General features: G+C 37.5%; 24 protein-coding genes and 3 pseudogenes. 21 read left to right on the top strand and 6 right to left on the bottom strand.

Features of this window, described 5'->3' with window-relative positions; translation table 11 throughout:
• Window positions 1–4: 4 nt before the first annotated feature.
• The 4 genes from NYE65_RS00855 to NYE65_RS00840 all read left to right on the top strand — a co-directional run bounded on the left by NYE65_RS00855 (window position 5) and on the right by NYE65_RS00840 (window position 4,213).
• Complete coding sequence (locus NYE65_RS00855; protein WP_328110192.1) at window positions 5–1,897, top strand: PTS fructose transporter subunit IIABC; 1,893 nt, start codon at window positions 5–7, stop codon at window positions 1,895–1,897.
• Between the two features lie 590 nt (window positions 1,898–2,487).
• A complete protein-coding gene (locus tag NYE65_RS00850) occupies window positions 2,488–2,892 on the top strand; it encodes a secondary thiamine-phosphate synthase enzyme YjbQ (RefSeq protein WP_328135433.1) in 405 nt (134 codons plus the stop codon).
• Between the two features lie 39 nt (window positions 2,893–2,931).
• Window positions 2,932–3,507 carry a GNAT family N-acetyltransferase gene (locus NYE65_RS00845; RefSeq protein WP_328110213.1) on the top strand — a complete coding sequence of 192 codons (576 nt, stop codon included), beginning with the start codon at window positions 2,932–2,934 and terminating at the stop codon, window positions 3,505–3,507.
• A 106-nt stretch (window positions 3,508–3,613) separates the two neighbouring features.
• Window positions 3,614–4,213 (top strand): cell wall hydrolase, encoded by a 600-nt coding sequence (locus NYE65_RS00840; RefSeq protein ID WP_268591581.1) that lies wholly within the window; start codon window positions 3,614–3,616, stop codon window positions 4,211–4,213.
• A 59-nt stretch (window positions 4,214–4,272) separates the two neighbouring features.
• Here NYE65_RS00840 and NYE65_RS00835 read toward each other — a convergent pair whose 3' ends face one another.
• Window positions 4,273–4,860 carry a DUF2087 domain-containing protein gene (locus NYE65_RS00835; RefSeq protein ID WP_328176940.1) on the bottom strand — a complete coding sequence of 196 codons (588 nt, stop codon included), beginning with the start codon at window positions 4,858–4,860 and terminating at the stop codon, window positions 4,273–4,275.
• Between the two features lie 159 nt (window positions 4,861–5,019).
• On the opposite strand from NYE65_RS00835, the gene trhA reads away from it, so the two are divergent.
• Together trhA and NYE65_RS00825 are read left to right on the top strand one after the other, a co-directional pair.
• Window positions 5,020–5,664, top strand: a complete 645-nt coding sequence (gene trhA, locus NYE65_RS00830; protein ID WP_063575916.1) for a PAQR family membrane homeostasis protein TrhA — start codon at window positions 5,020–5,022, stop codon at window positions 5,662–5,664.
• Window positions 5,665–5,764: 100 nt separating this feature from the next.
• Window positions 5,765–6,250: a YusW family protein gene (locus NYE65_RS00825; protein ID WP_328176942.1), complete on the top strand. Its 486-nt coding sequence runs from the start codon at window positions 5,765–5,767 to the stop codon at window positions 6,248–6,250.
• Between the two features lie 263 nt (window positions 6,251–6,513).
• Here NYE65_RS00825 and NYE65_RS00820 read toward each other — a convergent pair whose 3' ends face one another.
• Window positions 6,514–7,086, bottom strand: coding sequence for a biotin transporter BioY (locus tag NYE65_RS00820; RefSeq protein WP_340859546.1), 573 nt, complete (start codon window positions 7,084–7,086; stop codon window positions 6,514–6,516).
• 313 nt (window positions 7,087–7,399) lie between these two features.
• Between NYE65_RS00820 and NYE65_RS00815 the strand changes: the two genes are divergently transcribed.
• The 4 genes from NYE65_RS00815 to NYE65_RS00800 all read left to right on the top strand — a co-directional run bounded on the left by NYE65_RS00815 (window position 7,400) and on the right by NYE65_RS00800 (window position 13,389).
• Window positions 7,400–7,918: an NfeD family protein gene (locus NYE65_RS00815; RefSeq protein ID WP_328176943.1), complete on the top strand. Its 519-nt coding sequence runs from the start codon at window positions 7,400–7,402 to the stop codon at window positions 7,916–7,918.
• A gap of 20 nt (window positions 7,919–7,938) precedes the next feature.
• Window positions 7,939–9,471 carry a flotillin family protein gene (locus NYE65_RS00810; RefSeq protein ID WP_241634125.1) on the top strand — a complete coding sequence of 511 codons (1,533 nt, stop codon included), beginning with the start codon at window positions 7,939–7,941 and terminating at the stop codon, window positions 9,469–9,471.
• Window positions 9,472–10,882: 1,411 nt separating this feature from the next.
• The gene (locus tag NYE65_RS00805; protein WP_057277386.1) at window positions 10,883–11,101 is read left to right on the top strand and encodes a hypothetical protein; all 219 of its coding nucleotides are present in this window, start codon (window positions 10,883–10,885) and stop codon (window positions 11,099–11,101) included.
• Between the two features lie 197 nt (window positions 11,102–11,298).
• A complete protein-coding gene (locus NYE65_RS00800) occupies window positions 11,299–13,389 on the top strand; it encodes a transglycosylase domain-containing protein (protein WP_340859545.1) in 2,091 nt (696 codons plus the stop codon).
• A 367-nt stretch (window positions 13,390–13,756) separates the two neighbouring features.
• Here NYE65_RS00800 and NYE65_RS00795 read toward each other — a convergent pair.
• Window positions 13,757–14,036, bottom strand: a pseudogene (locus tag NYE65_RS00795) (alanine:cation symporter family protein).
• Window positions 14,037–14,319: 283 nt separating this feature from the next.
• Here NYE65_RS00795 and NYE65_RS00790 point away from each other — a divergent pair.
• From NYE65_RS00790 to NYE65_RS00745, 10 genes and pseudogenes are all read left to right on the top strand, one after another.
• Entirely contained in the window at window positions 14,320–15,894 is a 1,575-nt protein-coding gene (locus NYE65_RS00790) for a spore germination protein (protein ID WP_445670390.1), read from the top strand.
• Between the two features lie 10 nt (window positions 15,895–15,904).
• Window positions 15,905–17,005: a GerAB/ArcD/ProY family transporter gene (locus tag NYE65_RS00785; protein ID WP_340859544.1), complete on the top strand. Its 1,101-nt coding sequence runs from the start codon at window positions 15,905–15,907 to the stop codon at window positions 17,003–17,005.
• Window positions 17,002–18,111, top strand: coding sequence for a Ger(x)C family spore germination protein (locus NYE65_RS00780; protein ID WP_328176946.1), 1,110 nt, complete (start codon window positions 17,002–17,004; stop codon window positions 18,109–18,111). Before NYE65_RS00785 ends, NYE65_RS00780 begins: the two co-directional genes overlap by 4 nt.
• 161 nt (window positions 18,112–18,272) lie before the next feature.
• Complete coding sequence (locus NYE65_RS00775; RefSeq protein WP_340859543.1) at window positions 18,273–18,518, top strand: AbrB/MazE/SpoVT family DNA-binding domain-containing protein; 246 nt, start codon at window positions 18,273–18,275, stop codon at window positions 18,516–18,518.
• Between the two features lie 94 nt (window positions 18,519–18,612).
• Entirely contained in the window at window positions 18,613–18,813 is a 201-nt protein-coding gene (locus tag NYE65_RS00770) for a Fic family protein (RefSeq protein ID WP_340859542.1), read from the top strand.
• Window positions 18,814–19,530: 717 nt separating this feature from the next.
• Complete coding sequence (locus NYE65_RS00765) at window positions 19,531–20,370, top strand: spore germination protein (RefSeq protein ID WP_340862070.1); 840 nt, start codon at window positions 19,531–19,533, stop codon at window positions 20,368–20,370.
• Window positions 20,268–20,816, top strand: coding sequence for a spore germination protein (locus NYE65_RS00760; protein WP_340859541.1), 549 nt, complete (start codon window positions 20,268–20,270; stop codon window positions 20,814–20,816). Before NYE65_RS00765 ends, NYE65_RS00760 begins: the two co-directional genes overlap by 103 nt.
• Entirely contained in the window at window positions 20,816–21,802 is a 987-nt protein-coding gene (locus NYE65_RS00755) for a GerAB/ArcD/ProY family transporter (RefSeq protein ID WP_340859540.1), read from the top strand. The genes NYE65_RS00760 and NYE65_RS00755 overlap by 1 nt, the downstream gene beginning before the upstream one ends.
• Before the next feature lie 37 nt (window positions 21,803–21,839).
• A complete protein-coding gene (locus NYE65_RS00750) occupies window positions 21,840–22,919 on the top strand; it encodes a Ger(x)C family spore germination protein (RefSeq protein WP_340859539.1) in 1,080 nt (359 codons plus the stop codon).
• A 303-nt stretch (window positions 22,920–23,222) separates the two neighbouring features.
• Window positions 23,223–23,796, top strand: a pseudogene (locus tag NYE65_RS00745) (IS110 family transposase); the annotation flags it as partial.
• A gap of 149 nt (window positions 23,797–23,945) precedes the next feature.
• Here the strand turns inward: NYE65_RS00745 and NYE65_RS00740 are convergent.
• Window positions 23,946–24,113 carry a hypothetical protein gene (locus NYE65_RS00740; RefSeq protein WP_340859537.1) on the bottom strand — a complete coding sequence of 56 codons (168 nt, stop codon included), beginning with the start codon at window positions 24,111–24,113 and terminating at the stop codon, window positions 23,946–23,948.
• Between NYE65_RS00740 and NYE65_RS00735 the strand changes: the two are divergent.
• Window positions 24,114–24,290: pseudogene (locus NYE65_RS00735) on the top strand (transposase); the annotation flags it as partial.
• Window positions 24,291–24,536: 246 nt separating this feature from the next.
• On the opposite strand, the gene NYE65_RS00730 reads toward NYE65_RS00735, so the two are convergent.
• Both NYE65_RS00730 and NYE65_RS00725 read right to left on the bottom strand, forming a co-directional pair.
• Window positions 24,537–25,064 (bottom strand): acyl-CoA thioesterase, encoded by a 528-nt coding sequence (locus tag NYE65_RS00730; protein ID WP_323597381.1) that lies wholly within the window; start codon window positions 25,062–25,064, stop codon window positions 24,537–24,539.
• A 135-nt stretch (window positions 25,065–25,199) separates the two neighbouring features.
• Complete coding sequence (locus NYE65_RS00725; RefSeq protein ID WP_340859536.1) at window positions 25,200–25,352, bottom strand: hypothetical protein; 153 nt, start codon at window positions 25,350–25,352, stop codon at window positions 25,200–25,202.
• Window positions 25,353–25,701: the final 349 nt, after the last annotated feature.

Below are 25,701 nucleotides of genomic sequence, written 5' to 3'. Positions count from 1 at the left end.
CTCTATGAAAATTACAGACTTGTTAAAATTGGATACAATTATAATCAATCTGCAAAGTGTTACAAAGCAAGCAGTCATTGATGAACTATCAGGAAAGTTAGCCGAGGCAGAGAGGTTAAATGATGTGGATGGTTTCAAAGCTGCCATCTTAAAACGTGAAGAACAAAGCACAACCGGGATTGGTGAAGGGATAGCCATACCGCATGCAAAAACAAATGCTGTAAAGATACCTGCCATCTGTTTCGGCAAATCGGTCAGTGGTGTGGATTATGAATCGCTTGATGGACAGCCGGCCCATTTGTTCTTTATGATTGCAGCCAGTGAAGGAGCGAATGCAGATCACTTGGAAACCCTTTCCAGGCTTTCTTCGTTACTGATGGATGATAAATTCAGGGCCCGATTGCTTTCTGCTTCTTCTGGTGAGGAAGTGTTGGAGATAATCAATCAAAAAGAAATGGAAGCTTATGAAGAAGAAAGTGAAGAAAAGCAATCGAGTAATGGCGCCAGCAGTAACGATAAAGGAGGTAAAATCCTTGCCGTTACAGCTTGTCCAACAGGAATTGCCCATACTTATATGGCTGCCGATGCGTTAAAGGCCAAAGCGAAGGAAATGGGAATCGATTTCAAAGTGGAAACAAATGGTTCCACAGGTATTAAAAATGGTTTAACCGCCGCAGAAATTGAAGAGGCGGATGCCATTATTGTTGCGGCTGATAAGCAGGTGGAAATGGATCGTTTTAATGGAAAACATGTCATTATTGTCCCTGTTGCCCAGGGGATCCGGAAGACCGAGGAACTGTTAACCAGGGCCGTGAATCAGGATGCACCTGTATACAAAGGAACTGGAAATGATAAAAATGATGAAGGTGATTCAGCTAAAGGAGGATTGGGGATTTACAAGCATTTAATGAATGGCGTAAGTAATATGCTTCCATTTGTCGTCGGGGGCGGAATCTTGATTGCGCTTTCTTTCTTTTTTGGAATAGAGGCAGCCGATCCGGCAAATCCGGATTATAATCCCATTGCCAAAGCATTAAGTGATATTGGCGGGGGAAATGGTGCCTTCTTCTTACTTGTCCCAGTACTCGCTGGATTCATTGCTTCAAGTATAGCCGACCGTCCAGGTTTTGCCCCTGGTATGGTAGGGGGATTATTGGCAGCACAGGCTAATGCCGGTTTTCTTGGCGGGCTGATTGCCGGTTTCCTTGCAGGTTATGTCGTCTTACTATTAAGAAAATTGTTTTCCAAGTTACCGCAAACACTTGACGGTATTAAACCGGTTTTACTCTATCCTGTATTCGGGATGTTAATTACAGGGTTTATCATGGTATTTCTTGTAAATGAACCAGTAACAGCAATTAACACGGGCCTGACCAATTGGCTGCAGGGCTTATCCGGCACGAACGCAATATTCCTCGGCTTGATTCTTGGGGGCATGATGGCTGTGGATATGGGTGGCCCCTTAAATAAAGCGGCATTCACTTTTGGGATTGCAGCCATTGAAGCATCAAGTTTCGGACCGCATGCTGCAGTTATGGCTGGTGGAATGGTTCCTCCTCTTGGAATCGCACTTGCAACTACATTCTTTAAAAGTAAATTCAGTGAAACGGAAAGGAAATCCGGCTTCACTAATTACTTCATGGGTGCTTCGTTCATTACAGAGGGAGCCATTCCTTTTGCGGCGGCGGATCCATTGCGGGTTATTGTCAGCAGTGTTATTGGGTCAGCGACGGCTGGAGCGCTGTCAATGGCTTTTAGAGTAACATTGCCAGCGCCGCATGGGGGTATATTCGTCATCCCTCTAGTCAACCATCCTTTCCGCTATTTGCTGGCAATTTTAATAGGAGCCCTCATTACCGCCTTAATATTGGGAATCTGGAAAAAGAAACAAAAATAAATATACTACAAAAGCGGGTCCGAGATAAATGGACCCGCTTTTTATTATTCCCATTCCAATATTTCGATCCGGTTGCCGAAGGGATCGGATAAATATATACGGTTCGCAACGGCAAACCTCCCATTTTCTGTAAAAGAAATATACTAAGTCATTAAATGTTGTTTAAATTCGTTGAGTTTTTCAACTTCAAGTGCTGGATGCCTTTTCTTGCCGGAATGAAATGATCCTCCGTTCCGACATGAATCCTGATCGATCCCGATTCGAACCATAACCCGCCATTGGAACTTAATGACGGAGGTTTTTTCACTTCCCGGAACATTAGTATCTCAGTGAAAAACTTCCTTGATTGGTCCTCGGTATTAGGAGATGCTAATTGTAGTGGTCAATTGACTTAAAAAGGAAGTTCATTTGCAACTCCTTCCAATTCCTTATATATCCAATTTTAAAATAAAAAGATCAATAAGGATGCTTTTTTTTGATTGTTATCGATAAGATCTCCTTATGTTTTAGTCGTGCATGGTTTAAGAAAGCATGAATTTTTATGTTTATGGGTAAAGGAGTATTAAAATGAATAAAAGGAGTGAATGTACATGCTGAAGAAAAATACCTTAAAAACAGGGAAAAGAGATGATATGATTGATGTTACGACAGAAGTACAGGCATTCATCAAGGAAAAGGGGATTCAAGAGGGGGTAGCTCTTATATATTGTCCACATACGACTGCGGGGATCACGATCAATGAAAATGCTGACCCCGATGTCAAAAAGGATATATTAAGAAGACTGGATGAGCAATACCCATGGAATCATACATTGGATTTACATATGGAAGGTAACACGGCTGCCCATTTGAAATCAAGTACGGTTGGTTCTTCACAACAGGTGATCATCCATAAAGGGAGCTTAGTCCTTGGTACTTGGCAGGGTGTGTATTTTTGTGAATTCGATGGTCCCAGAGAAAGGCAATATTTTATTAAATTATGTGTCGACCAGTAAAATGGAAGGTTCAGCATGGGTGAATTGGGAGGAAGCGGATTGGACGATGTTCGGATTGAAGGAAGCAAAGTCATATTGAGGAATGTTAAACAAGCCGATTTAAAACAATTATGGAGCCTGAAATATGGCGAAACCGATCCGGAATGGAAAAAGTGGGATGCACCTTATCTCCCTCTTGAACTAATTGATTTCCATACGTTTATCGATAAAGAAACGAAGCATAAAACCTATGATGAAAAAATCGGGGCTTACTCCGAGCTATTAATGGAAAAAAACGATCAAATTATAGGATCTGTTGTATATTACTGGGAACATGAACCTTCACGCTGGCTTGAAATCGGAATTACTATTTTTGATCCCCAGTATTGGAATGGCGGTCATGGGACAGAAGCATTAATGATGTTCAGTGGATATTTATTCGAAAACCTGGAGATTGAGCGGGTTGGACTTACAACTTGGTCAGGTAATGAACGTATGATCGCAGTTGGGAAAAAGGTAGGAATGCAAGTAGAGGGAAGAATGAGAAAATGCCGCTATCATGATGGTTATTATTATGATTCAATCAGAATGGGAATGCTGCGGGAAGAGTGGGAATCATTAAAATTTCAAAGGTAAATTGAAACGTGAAAATATTTCCTGCATTTCCTTGGAAAAAATTTAGCACTGTTTTCTCCAATATGGTCTGTTATCCTAGGAAGGTGCTTAACGAGGAGGTAACAGGATGAAATTATCAGTATTAATATCCGTGATAATGACTCTAAGTGTCATCGTACTTGGTATAGCTTTTCCTAATGGAACGACAAGTAAAGCTTCTGATGGGGCAACTAAACATGTCATTAAACAAGGTGAATCGATTTGGGATATTGCAAAGCAGCACGGTGTTCCAATCGGTAAGTTAAAAGAAGTCAATCATAACGTAAATAATGTTGCCGAACCTGGTAAAACATTGATTATTCCACATGTAATGAATAATAAAGATAAAGAATTATTAGCAAGGCTTGTGCATGCAGAAGCCAAAGGGGAACCATACAGAGGAAAGGTCGAGGTGGCGGGAGTTGTTTTGAATCGCCTTGATAGCAATGAATTCCCTGATACGGTCCGGGAAGTGATTTATCAAAAAAACCAATTCTCGCCTGTTGGTGATGGCAGTATAAACAAACCGGCAGGAAAGGATGCCAAGAGAGCTGTCAATGAAGCATTGGCTATTCATGGCTACACAAATGATGCATTGTATTTTTGGAATCCAAGTATTTCGGACAGCGAATGGATGAAACAATTAGAGGTAATAAAAATTATCGGCGGGCACCATTTTGCCATCTAAACTGCATCTTAAGAACCGGTTTTCCAAATGGGAGACCGGTTCTTTTTTTTAGAAAACCTTTAAATGATATCAGCCCACATTTCGCGGGGATTCAGCTCATAAATGCTGTTTTCGCGGTACATGATGCTTCCGATAATGAGTTCACGTCTTATCGTTGCATAATCATCATGGAAAGACTGGATGAATTCATTCAGTTCTTTTTCTGGATATTTACGTCCCTTTTCCAGAAGGCTTCCAATATGATGAAGAACGATCATTTTCTTTTTTCTTTGTGCTGGTATAGTTTTTAGTCGACCATCTGGAGTATAAAAGTTTTCAAGGATCTTTTTATGTTCTAAAATCAGCTTTTGATTATCCATTTTCCTGGAGTCCCCCTTAGTTGAAACCATTTTAGGCAATGCTGACGAATAATGTTTCAGGACATCTTCATTCAAAAAATAATAGACCGTATTTTTTTCCCTCCGGTCCTTTACTAAATTAATGTCTTTCAATTTCGATAAATGGTGTGAGATGGTCGGAGCCGTCAATTTTAGTATACCTGCAAGTGCCTGTCCGTGTTTTGGACCGTTTGCCAGGATGGATATTATCCTGATCCTTGTCACATCACCAATCGTCTTGTGGAAAGCGACCAATTTTTCTAATTGCACTTTATCCCCCCTCATAATTAGATTAACATCTAATTAGATAATAATCTAATTAGTGGCAGTTAATCAAGTTACTATTCACTTTTCTATATTGCTTGGAAGATCTGATGTATAATTTAGTGGAATACCAAAAAAATTAATCCGGAATTAAGGAGCTGTAACATGGCCAATACTCATGTTTATACAAGAAAAGAAGAAGTGGTCAATGCGATAACCCACGGTGTCGGCGTTTTGTTGAGTATTGCCGCACTTGTGTTTTTAATCATATTCTCAGCCCAAACAGGATCGCCTTGGAATGTAGTCATTTCGGTCATATATGGTGTTTCCATGCTTCTTTTATACGTCTCTTCCACTTTAGTGCATAGTTTTCCAGAAGGTAAAACAAAGGATATTTTTGAAATCTTTGATCATTCAGCGATATATATATTCATTGCAGGAACATACACGCCCATCATGCTTCTTGTGATCAAAGGGTCACTGGGCTGGACACTGCTAGGTATCATTTGGGGAGTTGCAATCATTGGCGTCGTCTTCAAAGCTTTCTATGTGAAAAAATTCCTCTTCCTTTCGACGATCCTTTATATTGCCATGGGGTGGATGATCGTTATCGTTTGGGGACCACTTACAGCTACGATGCCTGCAGCGGGTATCCAGCTACTGATTGCAGGGGGATTGCTTTATACGTTCGGAGCCATCTTTTATGTTTGGCGGGGTTTTCCGTTCCATCACGCGGTTTGGCATGTATTCGTGCTTGGGGGAACAGCCACACACTTTTTTGCGGTATTGTTTTATATCCTTCCACAATGATAACTTGGCCGATTTGATGTATTTGAGGGATTGGTTGAGGTTTTAAATGACCCCCATTAGGAAATAATTAAGGTATACAAATTAAAGGAGGAAAAAGCTAATGGGGAGATCAATCAAAATATTATCAGTGCCGTTTGCCGCTATGCTTGTTTTGGCTGGATGCGGCGAAGAAAACGATGAAGTGAAAAACCCCCCGATTCAGGAAAATGAAAATCAAGCGGAAAATAATCCTGAAACAGGTACGGATAATAATGAAAAACTGCCTTTCACATATAAGGATTTTCAATTAGAAGTGGATTATACAGGCAATGATAACGAATACGAAGCTGAATATGATACAATGGGGGCTCAAACAGAAGCTTCAATCGAGGATAAGCTTAACAAACACGAAGTTCACGGTGATGAAGCAATGAAAGAGTTGACCCCGATTCTAGAAAAATTGACATTCACCAAAGATTCAACAGATGAGGAAGTCATTCAAGAAGTGACAAAAGCTTTTAATTTGAAGGATGGCTATCAAGAATTTGATTTAGAGGTCGTTTTCGATGATGGTACGAAAAAAGAATATAAAGTGAATAATAAGTAACTAAAATCCGTAACGATATTCTGCATGTTTCTGTGTGCCTTCAATAGTTGTCAAATTACTGTTCCTATAGTAAAATGATTACGGTTAGCAAAGGGGATAATATACATTTGCTATTCATATTCGGACTTATGGGGATAGGACCGCAATAAATACTTGCAAAAAAGATTCTTTTTTAAGAGTCTTTTTTTTTTGCAGTATTCTGGAAGTTGACTATAGATGAAAAGAGAGGATACCACAAGCGGTATCCTCTCTTCATTTACCCATCATTGGGATATTGGTGCATTTTTTTTGGGCAGCATATTAGCCGACGCTAACCTTGAACGGATTGTAATGCCAAGCCAAGATGCAAGGAATGCCTTTAAAACGCCTACGATTATAAATGGTGCAAAACCGCTGGCGAATGCCACTGGCCAAGATAATGAACTCATATATTTTAACCAAACCGTACCGATTACCAAAGTAATTATCATCCCGATTGTATTTGCAACGAAAGCCATTGCAACGGAGAAACGGGTTTTTTCCAATATCAGACCCGTTATATATACTGTCGGGATATAGGATAATAAATAACCGCCAGTCGGACCGAATATCTTAGCTAGTCCCCCAGACATTTCAGCGAAAACCGGTACTCCCGCTGCGCCTATGAACAGGTATAACAAAACGGAAGAGGTTCCATAACGTGAACCCAGTATCGTTGCTGCCAGTCCAACAGCTAGAGTTTGTCCTGTAATCGGAACTAAGGGCAGTGGAATTGTAATTTGGGCAAGTATTCCTATAAGTGCTGCAAATAATGATGTAACCATCATCATTCTTAACTTCTCATGACGCTCCTTCATCGTGCTTCCTCCTAATGTAAACCTGGATATGTAACGAGTTAACATATAAAGAATTTTAATATGTTAAGTAAACACTGTCAATGGTATTATGCATTTTATTTCAATAATGGTCCTAGAGAATACAGGGTTTTCCAAGGGTGAAATTCAAAACTTGGAAAATAAATGAAACTTTTTGAATGCATCAATCGTATAAATGGTAAGTAAAGTAAATGGAGGGGATTATAACCATAGATTATTAATGTTGTAAAACGCTTATCCTAGGCCATTAAAGTAGTATGCGGCTTGGAAAAATCGAATTTAAAGGATGAAAGAGATGGAGTTATTTGGAGTTCCATTAGAAACAGTCTATTTATATGGATTAATTATATTCGGGGGGTTAACATTCTTATTTATCTTGTTTAATGATATATTTTCCGGCCTTGAATTACCGGATATATTTAATCCTACGCTCATTTTTTGCTTTTTGACCGTGTTTTTTGCAAGTGGTTTTTTGCTTGAATCGCTTTCAGGGCTTAATGCTGGATTATGTGCCGGCATTTCCCTCATCATTTCATTTACCATCGTCACTTTACTGAATGTATTTGTTTTGATTCCCATCTCATCAGCGGAAGACAGTTTGACATTTCATGATAATGACCTGAGAGGAAGGGTCGGCAGGGTTCTCACATCAATCCCTGTTGACGGGTTTGGGGAAGTCCTGATAGAAAGCATCAGTGGAAGCATCGCCAAAACTGCGGCCAGTTATAAGAATGAAGGAATTGTTTCGGATACAAAGGTCTTGATCATCGAAGTTAAAAATGGGGTTATCTATGTTATGCCCCACCAGGATTAAAAAAGTGTAGGAGGTAAGGTATGTTTGATTTGATTTGGATAGTTGTCGCCATAGTTGCAGTTTTATTTATCGCACTTATTGCTGTCTTTGTTACGAAATATCGCACGGCTGGTCCTGATGAGGCATTGATCGTGACCGGAAGCTACTTAGGAAGCAAAAATGTTCACATTGACGAATCAGGAAATAAAATTAAAATCGTCCGCGGCGGGGGGGCTTTCGTTCTCCCGGTTTTCCAGCAAGCGGAACCACTAAGCTTATTGTCAAGCAAGCTTGAGGTCTCCACTCCCGAAGTATATACAGAACAGGGAGTTCCGGTCATGGCAGATGGTGTATCGATCATCAAGATTGGCGGTTCAATCACCGATATAGCCACAGCTGCTGAGCAATTCCTTGGTAAATCTAAAGATGACCGTGAACAGGAAGCGCGGGAAGTATTGGAAGGACATCTTCGTTCCATCCTTGGTTCGATGACAGTCGAGGAAATTTATAAAAACCGTGAAAAGTTTTCCCAGGAAGTACAGAGGGTAGCCTCGCAGGACTTAGCTAAAATGGGACTCATTATCGTATCGTTCACGATTAAAGATGTTCGGGATAAAAATGGATATCTTGAATCGCTCGGAAAGCCTAGGATTGCACAGGTGAAGAGGGATGCCGATATAGCTACCGCCGATGCAGAGAAAGAAACGCGAATCAAGCGAGCCGAAGCTTCGAAGGAAGCGCAGCGTGCCGAACTTGAAAGGGCAACCGAAATAGCCGAAGCCGAAAAAATCAACAAGCTGAAGGTTGCGGAATTCCGTCGTGAACAGGATATTGCCAAGGCACGGGCTGACCAAGCTTACGATCTTGAAACGGCCAGATCTAAGCAGGATGTAACCGAACAGGAAATGCAAATCAGGATCATCGAACGGCAGAAGCAAATTGAGCTGGAGGAAAAAGAAATCCTCCGCCGTGAAAAGCAATATGATTCAGAAGTGAAGAAAAAGGCCGATGCCGACCGTTATGCGGTAGAGCAGGCAGCCTCCGCCAACAAAATGAAACAGATTACAGAAGCGGATGCCGATAAGTATAAAATTGAAGCCATGGCGAAAGCGGAAGCGGAACGCGTTCGCATGGACGGTCTTGCTAAAGCGGACGCCCAAAGGGCACAAGGTACGACAGAAGCGGAAATCATCAGGTTAAAAGGGGTAGCAGAAGCAGAGGCCAAGCAGAAGATAGCAGAAGCATTTGAACAGTTCGGGCAAGCCGCTGTAATGGACATGATTTTGAAAATGCTGCCGGAATATGCAAAACAAGTGGCAAGCCCGCTTAGTAATATAGACAAGATTACTGTAGTGGATACAGGAGGGAGCGGTGCGAATGGCGGGGCTAATAAAGTGACTGGATATGCAACGGATTTAATGGCAACCTTGCAGGAGTCATTAAAGGCATCCTCAGGAATTGATGTCAAAGACTTGCTTGAGAATTTCTCAGGAAAACGAAATTTACCATTCACCACCATCAGCCAGGAGAATGTCGAAGCGAGCATGAATATGGCAGCAAGCAAGGAAGAGTAATAATTAAGGGGATAAATGGTAAATCATACTGTTTAACACATAAAACTAACGCTGATATATTTCCTATACAGATAGGTTATGGCCCTCCTTATAGAGAATAAACCAACAGGGATCCATTTTCATTCAGTAATAATCAATTGACAAATAAAATTGATTAAATGAAAAAGTTGAACAAAAGATTCGAAGAATAAATAAAAATAAAGCCTAAATTATCAAGTAGTAAAAAAAGCATTGCTGATGGCAATGCTTTTTTTACTGTTGTTGTTAGGTAATATACGAGCTGATGAACATCGCCTCTTTTAGCAGCTAATCCTAAATGAGCCGCGTGTTTAAAGCCGTATTTTATTAGGTCAAACCTTCTTAGCTAGCGTGTTAAGATCCAGATATGTGGTGATATCTCGTTTTATTTTTGCTAAATTGGATGCTTTGTTGAGTGCAAAATCATACATTTTTTCGACAAAATAAGATTCATCATCGTAAACCCGACTAAAGCAGCTTTAAAAATTTCTTCTTCATTATTCTCCAACATTTCTTTTGGAAGCCTAATTATCGTTTCCGTATAGAATATTTTAGAACATGAATTAATAGAATGCCTAAATGATTAAGAACAACTCATATGTTTAGCGTATTTGTGAAATGTTTAACTTAAACTAATGGGTGCGTTAGCGGAAGATCGGAGCTGTCTTTAAGGCAGCTTTTTCTTATGGAACAAACGGGGCAGTTAGTGCAATAAGACGGGTTTAAAATCCAGTTCTCTTTTAAGGCACTCTTGGGACATATTATTCAGCTAAGAAAAGTAAAAAATAAAAATCCATCCCTGAAAAGCTTCAAGGATGGATTCATACAAACACCATGATCCTTAGGGTGTCTCTTGGATCATTCTTGGAATGGTCTATAGATAGGTAAGTTATCCGGGTTATTACGTAAAACAAACATAATATATAGAAAAAGAGAAAGTGCTTATAAACGGGAACAAAATCCAGCTGTAATAATTGGTGTCTTTTTTATTGAATAAAGTGCAGATTTGGTCTTTATATAGAGGGGGGGAATCGAGGATTAAATATTTTTGCCCCCTTAATACTAAGGTTCTTTTCGAATTAATTTAAATGGTCTGTTTAATGGACTGAAAAAAATGAAATTTTCTATACACGCTTTGATCCTTTTAGGCGGTATCTATGGTATTCATGAAATATTTATAGTTGGTACACAAAGGTATTTTTCAAAAATAGTAGGAATGCCATCCATTATTTTATCAACAGGGGCATTTGTTTCATGTATAACGTCTTTAAGACAAAGCTGGTCGATAATAGCATTCTTTTCAGGATAATTTTAAGACTATTCGCTTCAAATAAGTAGACGTGTTTCCCTACTTAAGACAAATCACAAGTTGTTCTCGAAAGGGGGATTTAATTTGAAGAAATTTATTGTTTGTTATACCTTGGATAATGATATTAAACGAGAAAAAATAATAAAAGGGCCAGATGTAAAGAAGGAAGACGTTCTTAAAGATGTATTAGATAAGATAGTACGAAGTAATTACTTTATTGCGAAAACCGACCAAGGAGAGTATAGGATAAATTCTTCCTTAATACGTTATATTCAGGTTTTGAGTGAAATGCACTGTTTTTAATACCATATAGAATATTAATGACTAGTGACTAAATAAAAGGTTATTTGCATAGTTTTCTTCAATTTTGTTGATTAACTTGAATATGGGAGAGAAGATTAATGTCAGAAACGTATCGTTCACGTCAGGAACGAAAACAAGTGGAAAAAACAAAACAAGATCAAACAAAAGGTAAAAACTCCCCTTAAAGAAGGTCTTTCTTGAAAAAAGTTCTACTTTGGTGTTTTCTGTTATGGGTTATTTCAATTGGAATAGGGGCAGTTACGGTTGCAGCAATGATTAAGGATGCACCTAAAATAGATGCTTCAAAACTTGTCGATCCGCTTTCTACCAAATTATACGATAAAAACGGAAATTTCCTTTACGAATATGGTAAAGAAAAGCGGACAAAAATTAAGTATTCTCAAGTTCCAAAAATGTTGGAACATGCTTTCCTTGCCACGGAGGATGCACATTTTTATGAACACAATGGCATTGATATAAAAGGAACTACGAGAGCAATCTTCAAGAACCTAAAAGGGGATTTCGGATCTCAAGGCGGAAGTACGATTACACAGCAGGTCATCAAGAACTCCTTTTTGTCACCTCAGAAAACAATAAAGCGAAAGGTACAGGAATGGAGCTTGGCCTATCAGCTTGAGCAAATGTATTCTAAACATCAAATCTTAATGATGTATTTAAATAAGATCTACCTTGGAGACGGGGCATATGGTGTAGCAGCTGCCGCCAAAAATTACTACGGAATCGATGCCGATGATCTAAATAAATTAACGCTTCCGGAGGCCGCTATGTTAGCGGGGCTCCCACAGAGTCCAAGTTATTACGATCCCACTGAACCGGAACATGTGAAAGCTGCAACAAATCGTCGTAATAATGTTTTAAGAGCTATGTATAAACAAGGGTATATTACGAAAAAGCAATTGGAGGATGCAAAGAAGGTTCCAGTTACATCAGGACTTGTTCCAAAAAAGAAACAACAAGGAATGCCGTACGAGGCGTTTTTGGACGCTGTTGTAAAAGAAGTTGAAAAAAAGCAGAAAAATGTTGATATCAGTTCGGATGGATTATCTATTTATACGACGCTAGATCCAAAAGCTCAGACCTTTGCGGATAAAATAATGAACACCGATACGATTATTTCTTATCCAAATGACAATTTTCAAGGAGCCTTCGTATTTTTAGATACAAAAACAGGAGAAGTTCGAGCTATTGGAAGCGGTCGAAACCAATATAAAGCTTCCTTCCGAGGCAACAACTTTGCGGTTGATATCAAACGTCAACCCGGATCTACTTTCAAGCCAGTCTTTGATTATGGTCCTGCTATTGAAAATTCAAAATGGTCTACAGCACACCAAATTAATGATCATGAGATAACCTACTCAAATGGTCAATCTATTTCTAACTGGGATCATCAATATCACGGAATGTTGTCTATTAGAACAGCACTTCAATGGTCATACAATATTCCAGCACTCCTTACCCTTCAAGAAGTAGGAATGGATAAGGCACAAAACTTTGCAGAAAATCTGGGTATTACTTTTAATAATAATAAGGTGTACGAATCATATGCGATTGGAAGTAATACGGTTAATCCATTAGAGTTGGCAGGGGCATATAGTGCTTTTGGAAATAACGGTGAATACAATACACCACATTTTGTTCGTAAAGTTGTCTATCCTGATGGCAGAGTTGTTAATTTTACTCCAAAGCCAAAACGTGTTATGCATGATTACACAGCTTATTTGGTGACGGATATGTTACGGACAGTCGTAAAATCTGGTACAGGAAAAACTGCAAGTGTTCTTGGACAAGATGTGGCTGGAAAAACTGGCACAACCAATTTTGACAGTAAAACCAGAGCACAATATGGATATCCAACCGGTTCGGTAAATGATAGTTGGTTCGCTGGTTATACACCGCAATACACTATGGCGGTTTGGACTGGATATACTAAAAATGGTCCAGGTAATTATATGGATGGAAATACAACTAAAATCTCGCACCAAATGTTTGAGGTCATGCTGGAAGCGTTTGGAACAGACCGAAGTAGATTCCAGCAGCCTAGTGATGTATACCAGGTGAATAATGAACTGTTCATTAAAGGTGCAAATCCTGAAGAAGGTCCACCAGTTACAAAAAATAATAAAGAAAAACCATTTGAAATTGGTGGAAATAAAGAGGATAAAAAACATAAACAAGAGGAAGAGAAGCATAAACAGCAAGAGGAAAAGAAACACAAACAAAAGGAAGAGAAGCATAAACAACAAGAGGATAAGAAACACGAACAATAAAGATTTTTAGGATGGGATTGCATTGGTTCCATCCTTTTTTTGATTCACAAAAGAAATGTGAAGGTTTCTACTTAAACTATAGGGTGCTTTACTTCAATAAGGGAGGTTGCTGAGGCAGCCTTTTTCTTATGGAACTAGAGAGGTAGTTTAGTTGAAAAAGCTTAGTTTGAACACACAGTGAAGGCTGGAAGGGATTTTGAAATAAGCAAATTCAAAATATCAGATTGGTAAACGATTGCAGGGCTCAAGGTTATCTATTTATTACTGCATCGGTATATTGATAACTGGATTGTGAAAAGATGAATTTGGTTTGCTTCTAGGGATTGAAGAAAATACCAGCAATAGGGCCTACCCATCTCGGCTTCATTTAAAAATAGTCCCTATTGATTCCTTGCAACATAGCAGCGCCTAGTGCTCCGCCAGCCACTTCCCTTAATCCAAATGCACTTTCAAAGATTAAAACAAAAGCACCCAGTAACTCGGTAACATTCATGACGATAATAATCAACGCGACTAACACGTATGCCTTCCATAATAGAGACGATGACAACAGATACTTTTGCAATCATTTTAATCCCGCCAAAAATGATGAAAGCCGTAACGATAGCCAGGATAATTGCCGTAACCCCTTTTTCGATTCCAAACAATTCATTGAACGCGCTTGTAATCGTGTTGGTTGTACCAAATAGTAATTCAATCCCTATCCTTTTTATATTTTACGCTTACTCTATAGAAGAAGAGATGCTCTTCTTTAGTAAAGAGCACACCTATTTCTATTACTTCATTTTGAAGTTATTAAAGTTAAACTCCATTTTGTTCCAAAGATAATTAAAGCGGTTTTTTTAATTCTGGGGTACGTTTTACTTGCTTCCGTCATAGTCTAATTTTTTTTACAGCATAGTGTAGAGTATATTTCTTCTTATTCGAGAAATGATAAATCTGAGAGAAAGGGGGGCGTTTCATATTTTTTTTTCCGGTTTATTTAAAAAGAAGCGTTATTCAAAATACCAGCAAACAAACCAAAATGTTTATTCAGAAAAACTTAGTTCGATAGATCATTATCCGCTGTATCCTGATTTATCGATGAATATACAAGTACTTCAGCAGATGTTTCACCATGCTCCGGATTTGGTGATTCGCCACTTCGAATTCGGCGGAAAGGGAACAAAGGCAGCATTAGTATACGTAGATGGTTTAACAGATAAAAATTCAATAAGCAATAACGTTCTAAGTGCCGTGATGCAATCCTCTTTCGACCCGAAGAAGGGATTGCCTACAACTGTAGGGGATGTTGAAGAAGTTCATTCATGGAAATCCGTTGAAGATGCACTTTTTACAGGTGACAGCGCCTTATTTATCCAAGGGGAAACAAAAGCGTTTCTTTTGGATACAAAAGGATGGCCTCAAAGAGCGATTGATGATCCGAAGTTAGAAACATCACTGAAAGGTGCTCACCAGGGATTTGTAGAGACCGGAAGTCAGAATGTAGCAATGTTGCGAAGGTATATTCCTAACCGAGAATTGATTATAAAGGAACTTACAGTCGGTGTTCGCGGAAAGTCAAAGGTCTTTATCGTTTATTTGGGAGATGTTGCTAGTGAAGAAGTACTGCAGGAACTTGAAGATAGAATCAAACAAATTCAAATTGATGTGATAATAAATACTGGTGAACTATCTGAACTCATTGAAGATAACCCATATTCCCCGTTTCCTCAGTTTATATTAACCGAGAGGCCGGACGCAGTTGCTTCACAAATTCTTCAAGGTCGATTTGCCGTTATCGTCGATCGTTCGCCATCTGTTTTAATTGCTCCGGTAACAGTAATGTCTTTTCTTCAGAGTATTGATGATTACAGCACACGCTGGTTAGCTGCATCATTGATACGGTTGCTGCGATTTTTCGCTTTTTTGATCACATTATTTCTACCTTCAACATATGTAGCCATTATATCCTATAATTACGAAGTCATTCCTTTAAAGCTTTTTTTATCCATAGCCGAATCACGGGTGGTTGTGCCCTTTCCGCCAATCATAGAAGCACTCCTGATGGAGGTTACCATTGAAATGATGAGAGAAGCAGGCGTTCGTCTTCCGGCTCCAATAGGCCAAACGGTTGGAATTGTGGGAGGAATTGTGATCGGACAGGCAGCTGTTCAGGCAGGTATAGTAAGTAATATTATGGTGATTATTGTTTCTGCAACGGCGATCGGCTCATTTATCATTCCAAGTTATGACATGGGAACAGCTATCCGAATGCTGCGATTTCCCATGATGTTATTAGCAGTCATGTTTGGAAGTATCGGAATCATGATTGGTGCCATGACGTTGATTGCCCATTTAATTAGTCTTGAATCGCTGGGAACTCCGTATGCAAGCCCTTTAGCTCCTTTCCGGTTTGCTGATATGAAGGACTCATTTATTCGTTTTCCTTTATGGAAAATGATCACACGACCAAAAAGTGTAAGGACCATTCAATCCAATCGTCAGGGCAAGCCTAAAAGATAAGGTGAGGAAAATGACAAAATACACTCATAATGAAATCACCATAATGCAATATATTTTTTTAATTGTTGGGACCCAAATGGGGGTCGGTTTTTTGTCGCTTCCTAGAGTGGTTGCCGAGAAGGCTGGAACAGACGGCTGGATGGGCCTCATCATTGGTTGGATATTAAGCGTTACTGCCAGTATTATTATGGTGAAAACGGCTGAGAAGTACCCAAATGACACGCTTTACGATCTTCTTATCCGATTTTTTGGAAAAATTCTAGGTAAAGTGACTATTTTCATTATTCTTGTATACACTTTATGCTTTTCTTTAATCATATTTATTAACACTTTTCTTTATATAAAAGCATGGTTTCTTCCCAATACACCTGACTACTTAATTGTGTTGTTATTTTCAATCCCGGTATTATTAATAGTCAGGAATGGTCTCCGTGTTATTGGAAGATATAATGAATTGATTTTCTATATGACGATGTGGCTCCCTGTAATTTTTTTGTTTTCATTAAAAGATGGAAGTTTCTTGAATTTACTTCCATTGTTTAAAGTTGGTTGGAAGTCAATTTCAGCTACCGTGCCGCCGGTTATTTATTCGTTCCTAGGGTTTGAGCTTGTCTTTTTCTTTTATCCTTTCTTAAACAAAAAGCAATACGCCATTCATGGGATTATTATTGCTAACACCTTATCGATGTTCTTTTATCTCTTTGTAACCATTGGCTGTTTTATGTTCTTTAGTCCGGATAGCATTACCGATTTTAATCAGCCTGTCCTAAGTATGCTTAAAGTGATTGAATTCCGGTTTATTGAACGTCTTGACGTGGTTATATTGAATGTTTTGATCCTTTTTTCCTCCAGAGCCTGGATCTTGTACATGTACTGTACGGTCTTTAGTTTCAGTCAATTAATGAATAAGCAAGATCATAGTTTATATGTGCCCGTTTTGTTAGGTTTAATTGTCGTGGGCACATTTTTTGTTCAACCAACATGGATGCAAGTAACAACCTGGCAAAAATGGCTTTCGAATGCCGGGATTGTGGTTGCATATGTGTTTCCCGTTTTTTTATGGATTTACAGTTGGGGATATGAGAGATATTCAAGGAGGAGATTTTCATGAGCCGAAAAATAGGATTGTGTCTTTTAACCCTTGTAATGATACTCTCTGGGTGTATGGATGCTACACCAATAGAGGAAGTTAGCGTCTCACTTATTTTAGGCCTCGATTTAGATGAAGAGGATAATTTATTAGTGTATATATCTAGCCCTATATTTAGTAAAGAGGCAAAAGAAAAGGAAGAAGTGTATGAAGTTAAAGCATACACCCTCCGACATTCAAGAGAAAAATTTGATGCGAGGGTAATAGGATTAACATCGGGAAGTAAAACGCAATTGTTTTTGGTGGGAAAACGATTGCTTAAAAAGAAGGATTGGTTTGACTATCTCGATCCTTTCTTCAGAGATCCTAAAAATACAGTAACCGCGCGTATTGTCGCTGTAGATGGATCTGTTGCAGATGTTATTTTCGATAAACCAGCAGATAAACCGCGACTATCTCTATATTTAACAAGTTTAATTGATGCTGCCGCCAAGAGGAATATTGTGAAAGATACGAGCCTCCAGGATTTTCACAGACAAATGAAGGACAAAGGGAGAACGGCGTGGATCACCCAAATCAAAAAGAAAAAAAGAATCGAGCTAACAGGCTCCGCACTGCTAGCTCAGTCCGGCCAGTATAAAATAACAATAACACCTGAAGAAAATCAATTATTAACTATTTTAGAAGGTAAACAAAAAGGTGATTATTCCATAACTATTCCGGTTTCGATGGAATCCGCCAGTAAAGGCAAACCATACATCAGCTTCTCCATTTCAGATTTGAAAGTAAAGAAGAAAGTAAAGTATAATGGACGCTTTGTATTTGATATAAATGTAGATTTACAAATCTCGTTATCCGAACAACTCTTTCCATTCGATGTCCAAAAAGATTATGCAAAGCTTGAAAATAGCATTACAAATGAGCTTGAGAAAGAAACCAATCAATTAATTCAAAAAATACAAAAGTCTCAAATTGATCCTTTAGGGCTTGGTATGTATGCAAGAGCCTACACTTATCAAGAGTGGAAAAAAGTACAAGAAGACTGGGGTAACACTCTGGCAAAATCAAAAATAAACATACATGTAAAAACAAAAATTAAGGGCATAGGAACAACAAATCATAAATAGGACAAAAGCTTTCATAATGAGGGGATGTTAAGCCGATCCCGGTTTCTAGGATAAGGTCCCTTTAGGGGTTAAATCTGCAAGCTTTTTTTGTGTAATCAAAAATAACAGATTCCAGATAAAGGTATAAACCGTAAAGGCTTCTTTTGAAGGAGGAATGGATAATGGCCATTAGGAAATTAACTATAGTCGGAAATAGCTTGGGTATTACGCTTCCAATTGAAATGGTGAATACTGCAAATTTAGCTTTTGAAGACGAATTAGAGGTTGAATTCAAGGGTGAAGAATTCATTCTAAGGAAAAATAAAAATGTGAAATTGCTTCAAGGTTTTGATGCAGAATTTATGGAAGTGGTATCTGAAGTTATTAAAGCACATGACGAAGCATTCAAGGGATTGGTGGATAGATAATATGACGTTTGATATTATCTATCTTTCCACTAATCAAATTATTGCTATTAATGCCATTTAAATAAAAGTTTATTCTCCTACTGATCAAATCGTAGTGAAAGATTCCGGTCTCCTTGATACTGCAGTGAACAGCCCTAGACAAACCGTTTTCGAGAGAGATGGTTACCCCTCTATTCAAAAGGCTGCAGCCTTATTTGAACCCATTTCAAACAATCATGCTTTCTACAACGCAAACAAGAGGACAGCACTGGCTTCCCTTATTATGTTTCGAAGATCAATCATTATCAATGGATAATGGGAAGAAGAACAGGATTTTGTTGTAGATGTCGTCAACCATAAGTATGATTTTAAAACTATCTCAAGAATCATTCAAGAGAACTTAAACGCTTTATAAAATGTTCGAGATTCATAGGAAGTTTTAGCCAATTTACGCTTTACTGAAGGTTGGTTTTACATCATTGAAAAAAATATAAAGATGATGATAAGTACAAACTCATGCTGGGCATTGGAATACAAAAAGTGATAATTCTAAAAAAAAGAGAAGCTAAGTAGACATACATTAATTAGATAGATCAACATTAGACATAACCTTTTAGGTTCGCAGACCAACAGAAGTTTAAAATTTCCGACAAAATAGAACTAGTCATTTCCGATTTATCAAAAAATACCAGTGGAAATTTAATTTAATTTTGGATAAATGGTAGTAGTAATTCGTTTCAACGCTTTAAGTTCCTACCATTGATATAGACTACCTGGGAAATTAACAGAATTGCTTTTTAGATTATCCTCGTGAGTTCATGTGGTTTCATTATCATTACTACCACACCTTTTCTGAATGAACTATTTCTAATGCAATTTGCATATACGATTATGTGGTTGTGGCTTTAAAAAACTTATCTCAGACGTCATATTTTACCTAGTTTGATATTTGTATAAATCACAAGCAAAGGGGGAAAATGAAATAAGAAATAATGAAATTTGAAATAATGAAATTTGAAAGGGAAGATGAGAAATCACGAACTCAATAATACTAGAAATAAATGAGGCTTTTAAAGATGCAGAAGACTTTTTCATAGAACCGTTTATTTTGGATGGTGAAGCAGTCCTTTTACTTGGTTTACATTCAATAGTTAACCTTATAAAAACAAAAGAAATCTTAAAAAAAGATATGGATACCAGTGAAGCGATTCATTCAGTAAAAGTAAAAAGAACTCTTTTCAAGAGAAAATCTGTTGAAATAAATAGTGAAGAAGCAATAGAGTCTATTCTTCAGGGTAAACTCATTGTTTATTCAAAAGAAAAAAATATAATGCTGCAATTTGAACCACTTCCTAAAGAATTGACTCGATCAATTGAACCGCCTGCTAATGAAAACGTATTACAAGGTCCTTTAGATTCTTTTATTGAAGATATGTCAACAAATATAGGAATAGTGAGAAAAAAAGTTTCCACTGCTCAGCTCTCAGTTAAAACCTATACGGTAGGAAGTGATCAAAAAAAGAATTTATCAATAGTTTATTTGAATGACCGAGCAGATAAAAGTATGATCAAAAAGATCATTTCACATATTGAAATAAATCAACACACAAATATTATCTATCTTCAGCATCTTTATCGTTTTATGGGTATGCGGAAATGGGATGTTATCCCTCAGTTTAATAACACAGAAATGCCATTGGAAGCAGTAGATGGTTTAAAAACAAAGGTAAGGTCATTCTATTCGTTGACGGTTATCCCTTTGCGCTTATCTTGCCACATTTATTATGGGATATGTTTGTCCAGGCGAATGACCGTAACTATGCTTACCCAATTATGGGCGCCATCCGATTTTTACGTGTTCTTGGTGCTTTGATTACCCTTATATTCCCAGCTATCTATGTGGCCCTTGTTGCTGTAAATCCTGAGATATTAAAAATTGAACTGGCTCTATCGATTGCTCAGAGCAGGGAGGGAATACCATATCCCCCTTTTGTTGAAATTACAATTATGCTCCTTATTATAGAGTTAATTATTGAAGCGAGTATAAGGCTTCCGCTCAGTATCGGGCCAACGGTAACAATGGTAGGGGGAATTGTCATTGGACAAGCAGTAGTAGACGCAAAGCTGGTTAGCAACCTTTTAATTATCATTGTAGCAGCAACCTCAATTGCGAATTCAACCGTTGTAGGGTTTCAAAATGCCTTAATCCTGCGTTTACTTAAATATGTAGTTGTTATTTTTGCTTCAATCTATGGCGTGTTGGGCATATTATCCGGTCTGGTATTCATAAGCGCTTACTTTGTATATGCATGGGGTTAATGTCTCATTTTGGTCTTATTTTTTTCATTTATCCAGAAAGAATTATTGCCAGCACACACAAAGGTCACTGGGAACCAATTTTAATTCAATGTGTCATATTTATTCTGTTTTTATCGCTTTACCTAAAGGGGCTTTCTTATTTTCCCGAACAGAATATTATTAGTATTTTAAAGATATTAGGTAAAGCTTTTTCTTTCACATTACTTTTTCCTGTTCTTCTTTACTTAGTCATAACTACTATTGAACTTGTTAGTGCCTATGCAGAAGTGACCAACATTATCTTTTTGGCGAATACGCCAACATGGGCAATTATTACATTAATGAGCGTTATTTCAACTTATATCGCCATAAAAGGAATAGAAACCATCTTACGTACAGCCTTATTAATATTCTGTATCTTTTTCCCGTTAATCTTACTTATGCTTTTGGTTTGCTTTCAAGACATTGATTGGCATAATGCCTTTCCGATTATGGATACCGACTTTTCTTTTTTTCGACAACCTTCCTATTATACAAGTTTTTTTTCTTTCGCCATTGTTTTTTCATTTTTAGGTTTTCTTCCTAAAAAAATATCGTATAACTCTAAAAAAATCATGTTAGCAGTCTTTTTTCTTATCCCATTTTTTTTCTTATCCGTTTATTTACCTCTTTTAACCTTTGGAAATGAAACGGCTAGTACGCTGCTTTTTCCCTTTATAACCACATTGGATAAAGTTCAGCTTCAATGGCTTATATTTGACAGGGCTACCTTGTTTTTTGCGTTAAGCCTAGTTACCTTTATCATGTTGCTCACTTCCTTACTTTTATGGCAGTCCTCAATAATAATGAATCAATATTTCCCGAGATTAAAGCAAAAATATCATATTGTAGCCTTATCTGTTAGCATTTTTATCATTTGTTTATGTATTCCTAGTTGGCAAGAGACTGAAAAGTTGCTATGGTGGAATACTGCTTTCCGTTTTTATATTTTAATCGACTCCCTTTAATTATATTCCTCATCGGTGTAAGGAGAAAAAGACTATCATGAGAAGTATTATAATTTGTTCTAAACTAGTACTTAGTCTATGTATATTAATGCCATTAAGTGGTTGCTGGGATATTAAAGACATTAATCATCGAGCCTTTCCGATTGCAATGGGAATTACTAAAGAAGGAGAAAAATTCAAAGTCTTACTTCAAATTCCTATCTCTTCAGAGGGTGTTCAGAAACAGACAATTGTCAAAGGAACAGGATTAACCATTTTAAAGGCTGTAGAGGACATTAGAACTAATATGGAAAGCGGTGTAGACTTATTGCACATAAGGGTAATCATATTTGATCGAAAATTAGTAGAAGAAGGAGGGATGGAAGAACCGATTAACACGTTTATGAGAATTCGTGAAATATCTTCAAAAACAATAATCGCAATATGTGATGATAATATAGATACTTTCTTCTTAACACTCAAAAAAAATCTAGAAAAAGGGATAAATCTTTATGAATTTTTTGAGAAATATGCAGGTTGGACTCCACAAATATCTTTAACACGTCTATGGCATGTTTATCGAGCTCTTAATTCCTACACTCAAAATGTAGCAATTCCTATGGTCAGATCAGGGGAAAACACGCCAGTTACATATGCAGGTTCTGCAGTGATGAACAAAGGAAAAATCGTTTCTAAAATGGATCCTAAAGAAACCCTCCTTTTTAATGCCTTTCATGGGAACAGTATGAAGGGAAGGGTAGAAGTAATGGAACATGCAACCATCATGATTGTTGGAAATACAGGTTTTCATAAAGGAGAATTAAGAAATCATATTCCATATATGTTCTCAACGATTCGTTTAGATGTAGTTATTCAAGAGAGAAGAGGAAAAGTTTCCAATGCAATAATAAAAAAAGAGCTGGAAAAGGTAATGGCAAATCGTTTTGATGGAATGCTGAAACGATTTCAAAAGCACGAAACAGATGTCTTTGGTTTGGGGCAATACTACAGAAATAAAATTCCTTATGAGGAATTGAAGGACTGGCGAAAGAAATATTATCCCAATCTAGAAATGAAGCTTACCATTCATACTACAATACAAAACGAGGGAAATATAAAGACTATAATTGACAAATAGATATTGGATATCATATAAAAAATGGATAGGCTTTAATTTTAAATGGAACTAACGGGTGCTTTCGTATTATAAGGTCGACCAGTAAAAATACTGGTTGACCTTTTTTTAATAGAATCTATGATATCAGTAGCCAGGGTAGGACGTACGGGTGTGTGGGACTTGATCCTGTAAACTAAACTGTCCGCCCCCTACTTGTAGAAACATGTTTGAGGCTGGTTGGGACGTAGATCTCGTATAACAAGCGAAGCTATGACACTACATGGAGGACTAGGGTACTGGTTAGTAAGGAGAGGAGGAAAAACAATGAACCCAGTAGTTGGTCAAGATGTGGCAAAAGGAGAGAGCCAAGTACAGGCATTTTTAGATCAATCTAAACCGTATGGGAAGAGCTTTTCAATGAAGCATACCAAGGAGGAATTAGATCAATTTTTAGACTTTCTAAAAGAAGTTGAAGAGGTGGCAGGGCAGATGCCTATGGTCATTTTAGAATCTACAGGGCATTACCATTCTCCCGTTATTCAATACTTGGAGGAACAAGGGATTCTATATATCTTACTAAATCCGATTATTTCTTATCAGGCAAAGAAGCAAAGAAGTCTAGTTTACGAATCAGACGCAATCGATGCGTACCAGTTGTGTGTGCTGTATTACAAGGAGGATTTTGAACCTCATAAAATTAGAGGAATTCAGCTTTTAGAGTAATTTGTCAAGACAACAGGAAATCGTAACGAATATGTATGTGGAGGCTAAACTTCAGTTTCACACCATTTTAGTTCAAGTGTTTCCTGAATACCGGAAGGTTTTTGGGGATTTATATTCGAAGGTTTCTTTTGCTATTTTTTCAAGTCCATTATTCGCAAATTCTACATCCGTTTTAGGGTAAGCATTATTACTATCCCTCAATGTGAAATTTCCAAGTACTTCAACGTTAAACAAAAGCCCAGGAAAGAAAAAAAAAAGTAAACATATGTGTCTTTAAAATGAAAGAGGAACTCAATATACATACGAAGATTGATTACGTGACTTTCATACACGTTTTTTTGAAATGGATTTCGAGATGCGGATTCCATTATTTTTTGCTTTTTCCCATGCCCATTCACCCGATCGGCTAGGGCAGAACTCTATTACACTCTCTGCTAGTCTACTTTCTCCAGCCGTTAATACCGCCTCTGAAGTAGGATATTCCTTTAACATCAATACCAGGGACACCTTTCTGATTTGGTAGATCGTATAGTGGCCCTGGCAAATGAAATGAAAGAATATAAAATCATCCAATCGATTCCCGGAATAGAAGAAAAAATAGCAGCAACGATTATCTCTGAAATTGGTGAAATCGATCGGTTTAATCATCCGAAAAAAACTGGTTGCTTTCGCTGAAGTTAAGGAGGGGGATGTTAAATCCAATCAACTGTATCTAAAGAGAATAAGAAGGTGATGAAATGTCCCGTAAGTGTAATTGTTGGGATAATGCTCTGAACTAATTATTGAAGAATATAATGCTAATCGATATCAATAGAAGAAACTCGTCAAAAAAATCCTCTGCTCATGGGAGTAAAGACTCAGAGGATTTTAATTTTTATTTTTCGTAGATTGGTTTACCCTTATCCGTTAAGAAGCTTAGCATGAACTATATTGTTCCCAGGGATAATTTGTAGTTAAAAATGCAGCCAATTCCTTACTGTTTTGTTTCCTTTCCTTACGAATTCTTGCTCGATCAGGTGCTGTTTCATGTAACTTTCGCTCTTCTTCTGTTTCAGGAATGACTTGTGGAACACGTGTTGGCCGGTTATGTTGATCAAGTGCTACAAATGTTAATAGTGCAGTTGCTGCGATTTTACGTTTACCGCTTTTTAAGTCTTCTGCAATAATTTTAACGAAAACCTCCATCGATGAGGTGCCTGTCCATGTTACATAAGATTCAAAGGAGACTGCATCTGTTGTTTGAATTGGATGTAAAAAATCAACTGAATCTGTTGAAGCTGTTACACATTCCCTACGGCTATGACGCGCTGCAGAAGTTGAGGATACTTGATCCAAGTGACTCATCAAACGGCCACCGAACAAAGTATTATGATTGTTTACATCATTTGGAAAAATCCGACTTGTTCTTATAACTCTTGATTCTTTACAGTATTTAGTTTCCATTAACATATCTCCCCTTTAATTTATAAACCTCTTTATATCCATTGCTATAATTACTCATTCCTAAAATAGTGAAACTTTCTCTATCATATCGACTTGATTTTGAACAAGGTAATAATTACCTAAAAATTCTGAATTTTATACGTTAACTAAATCATGATCATTAAAATAAATTACTTCTGTTAGGATTTTACAACCTTGCATCCTCCTGAAAGCATCTCTAGCTTCTTTTTCAGAGTCAAACTCATATATATTAATGTTGTTCTTTGAATGAACAGTGATTACCCACATAAAAGGCCTCCAATAAAAAGTTTTTTAAATCTGTTTTTCCATTAGAATGATAAATCGACCATTAACTTTGCGCAGTTTTTCAGCAACTTCTTTTTCTGAGTAGTGGAATAAAATTTTAACCAAATCCATTTTTGATTCTCCTCATTTTTAAACCTTTTTGATTAACGACATATGTGTGTACCTCCTAAGTTTTTAAATCTTTATCAATCTACAATGCAAGTATCGGGCCAACTTCTTTTCTCAAAGTAATTCGCAGCTTTAAAAGAGTTTTAGAAACTATAGACTGCCAATTTTTTTTGCATGAATAAATTTTTTGTGTCGATTGCAAAATATTTTTGCACCCATTTGC

The organism is Peribacillus sp. FSL R5-0717 (assembly GCF_038002945.1).
Taxonomy (GTDB): domain Bacteria; phylum Bacillota; class Bacilli; order Bacillales; family DSM-1321; genus Peribacillus; species Peribacillus frigoritolerans.
Note: the sequence above shows the minus strand (reverse complement) of the source record. Positions and strands in the feature narration are given on the sequence as shown.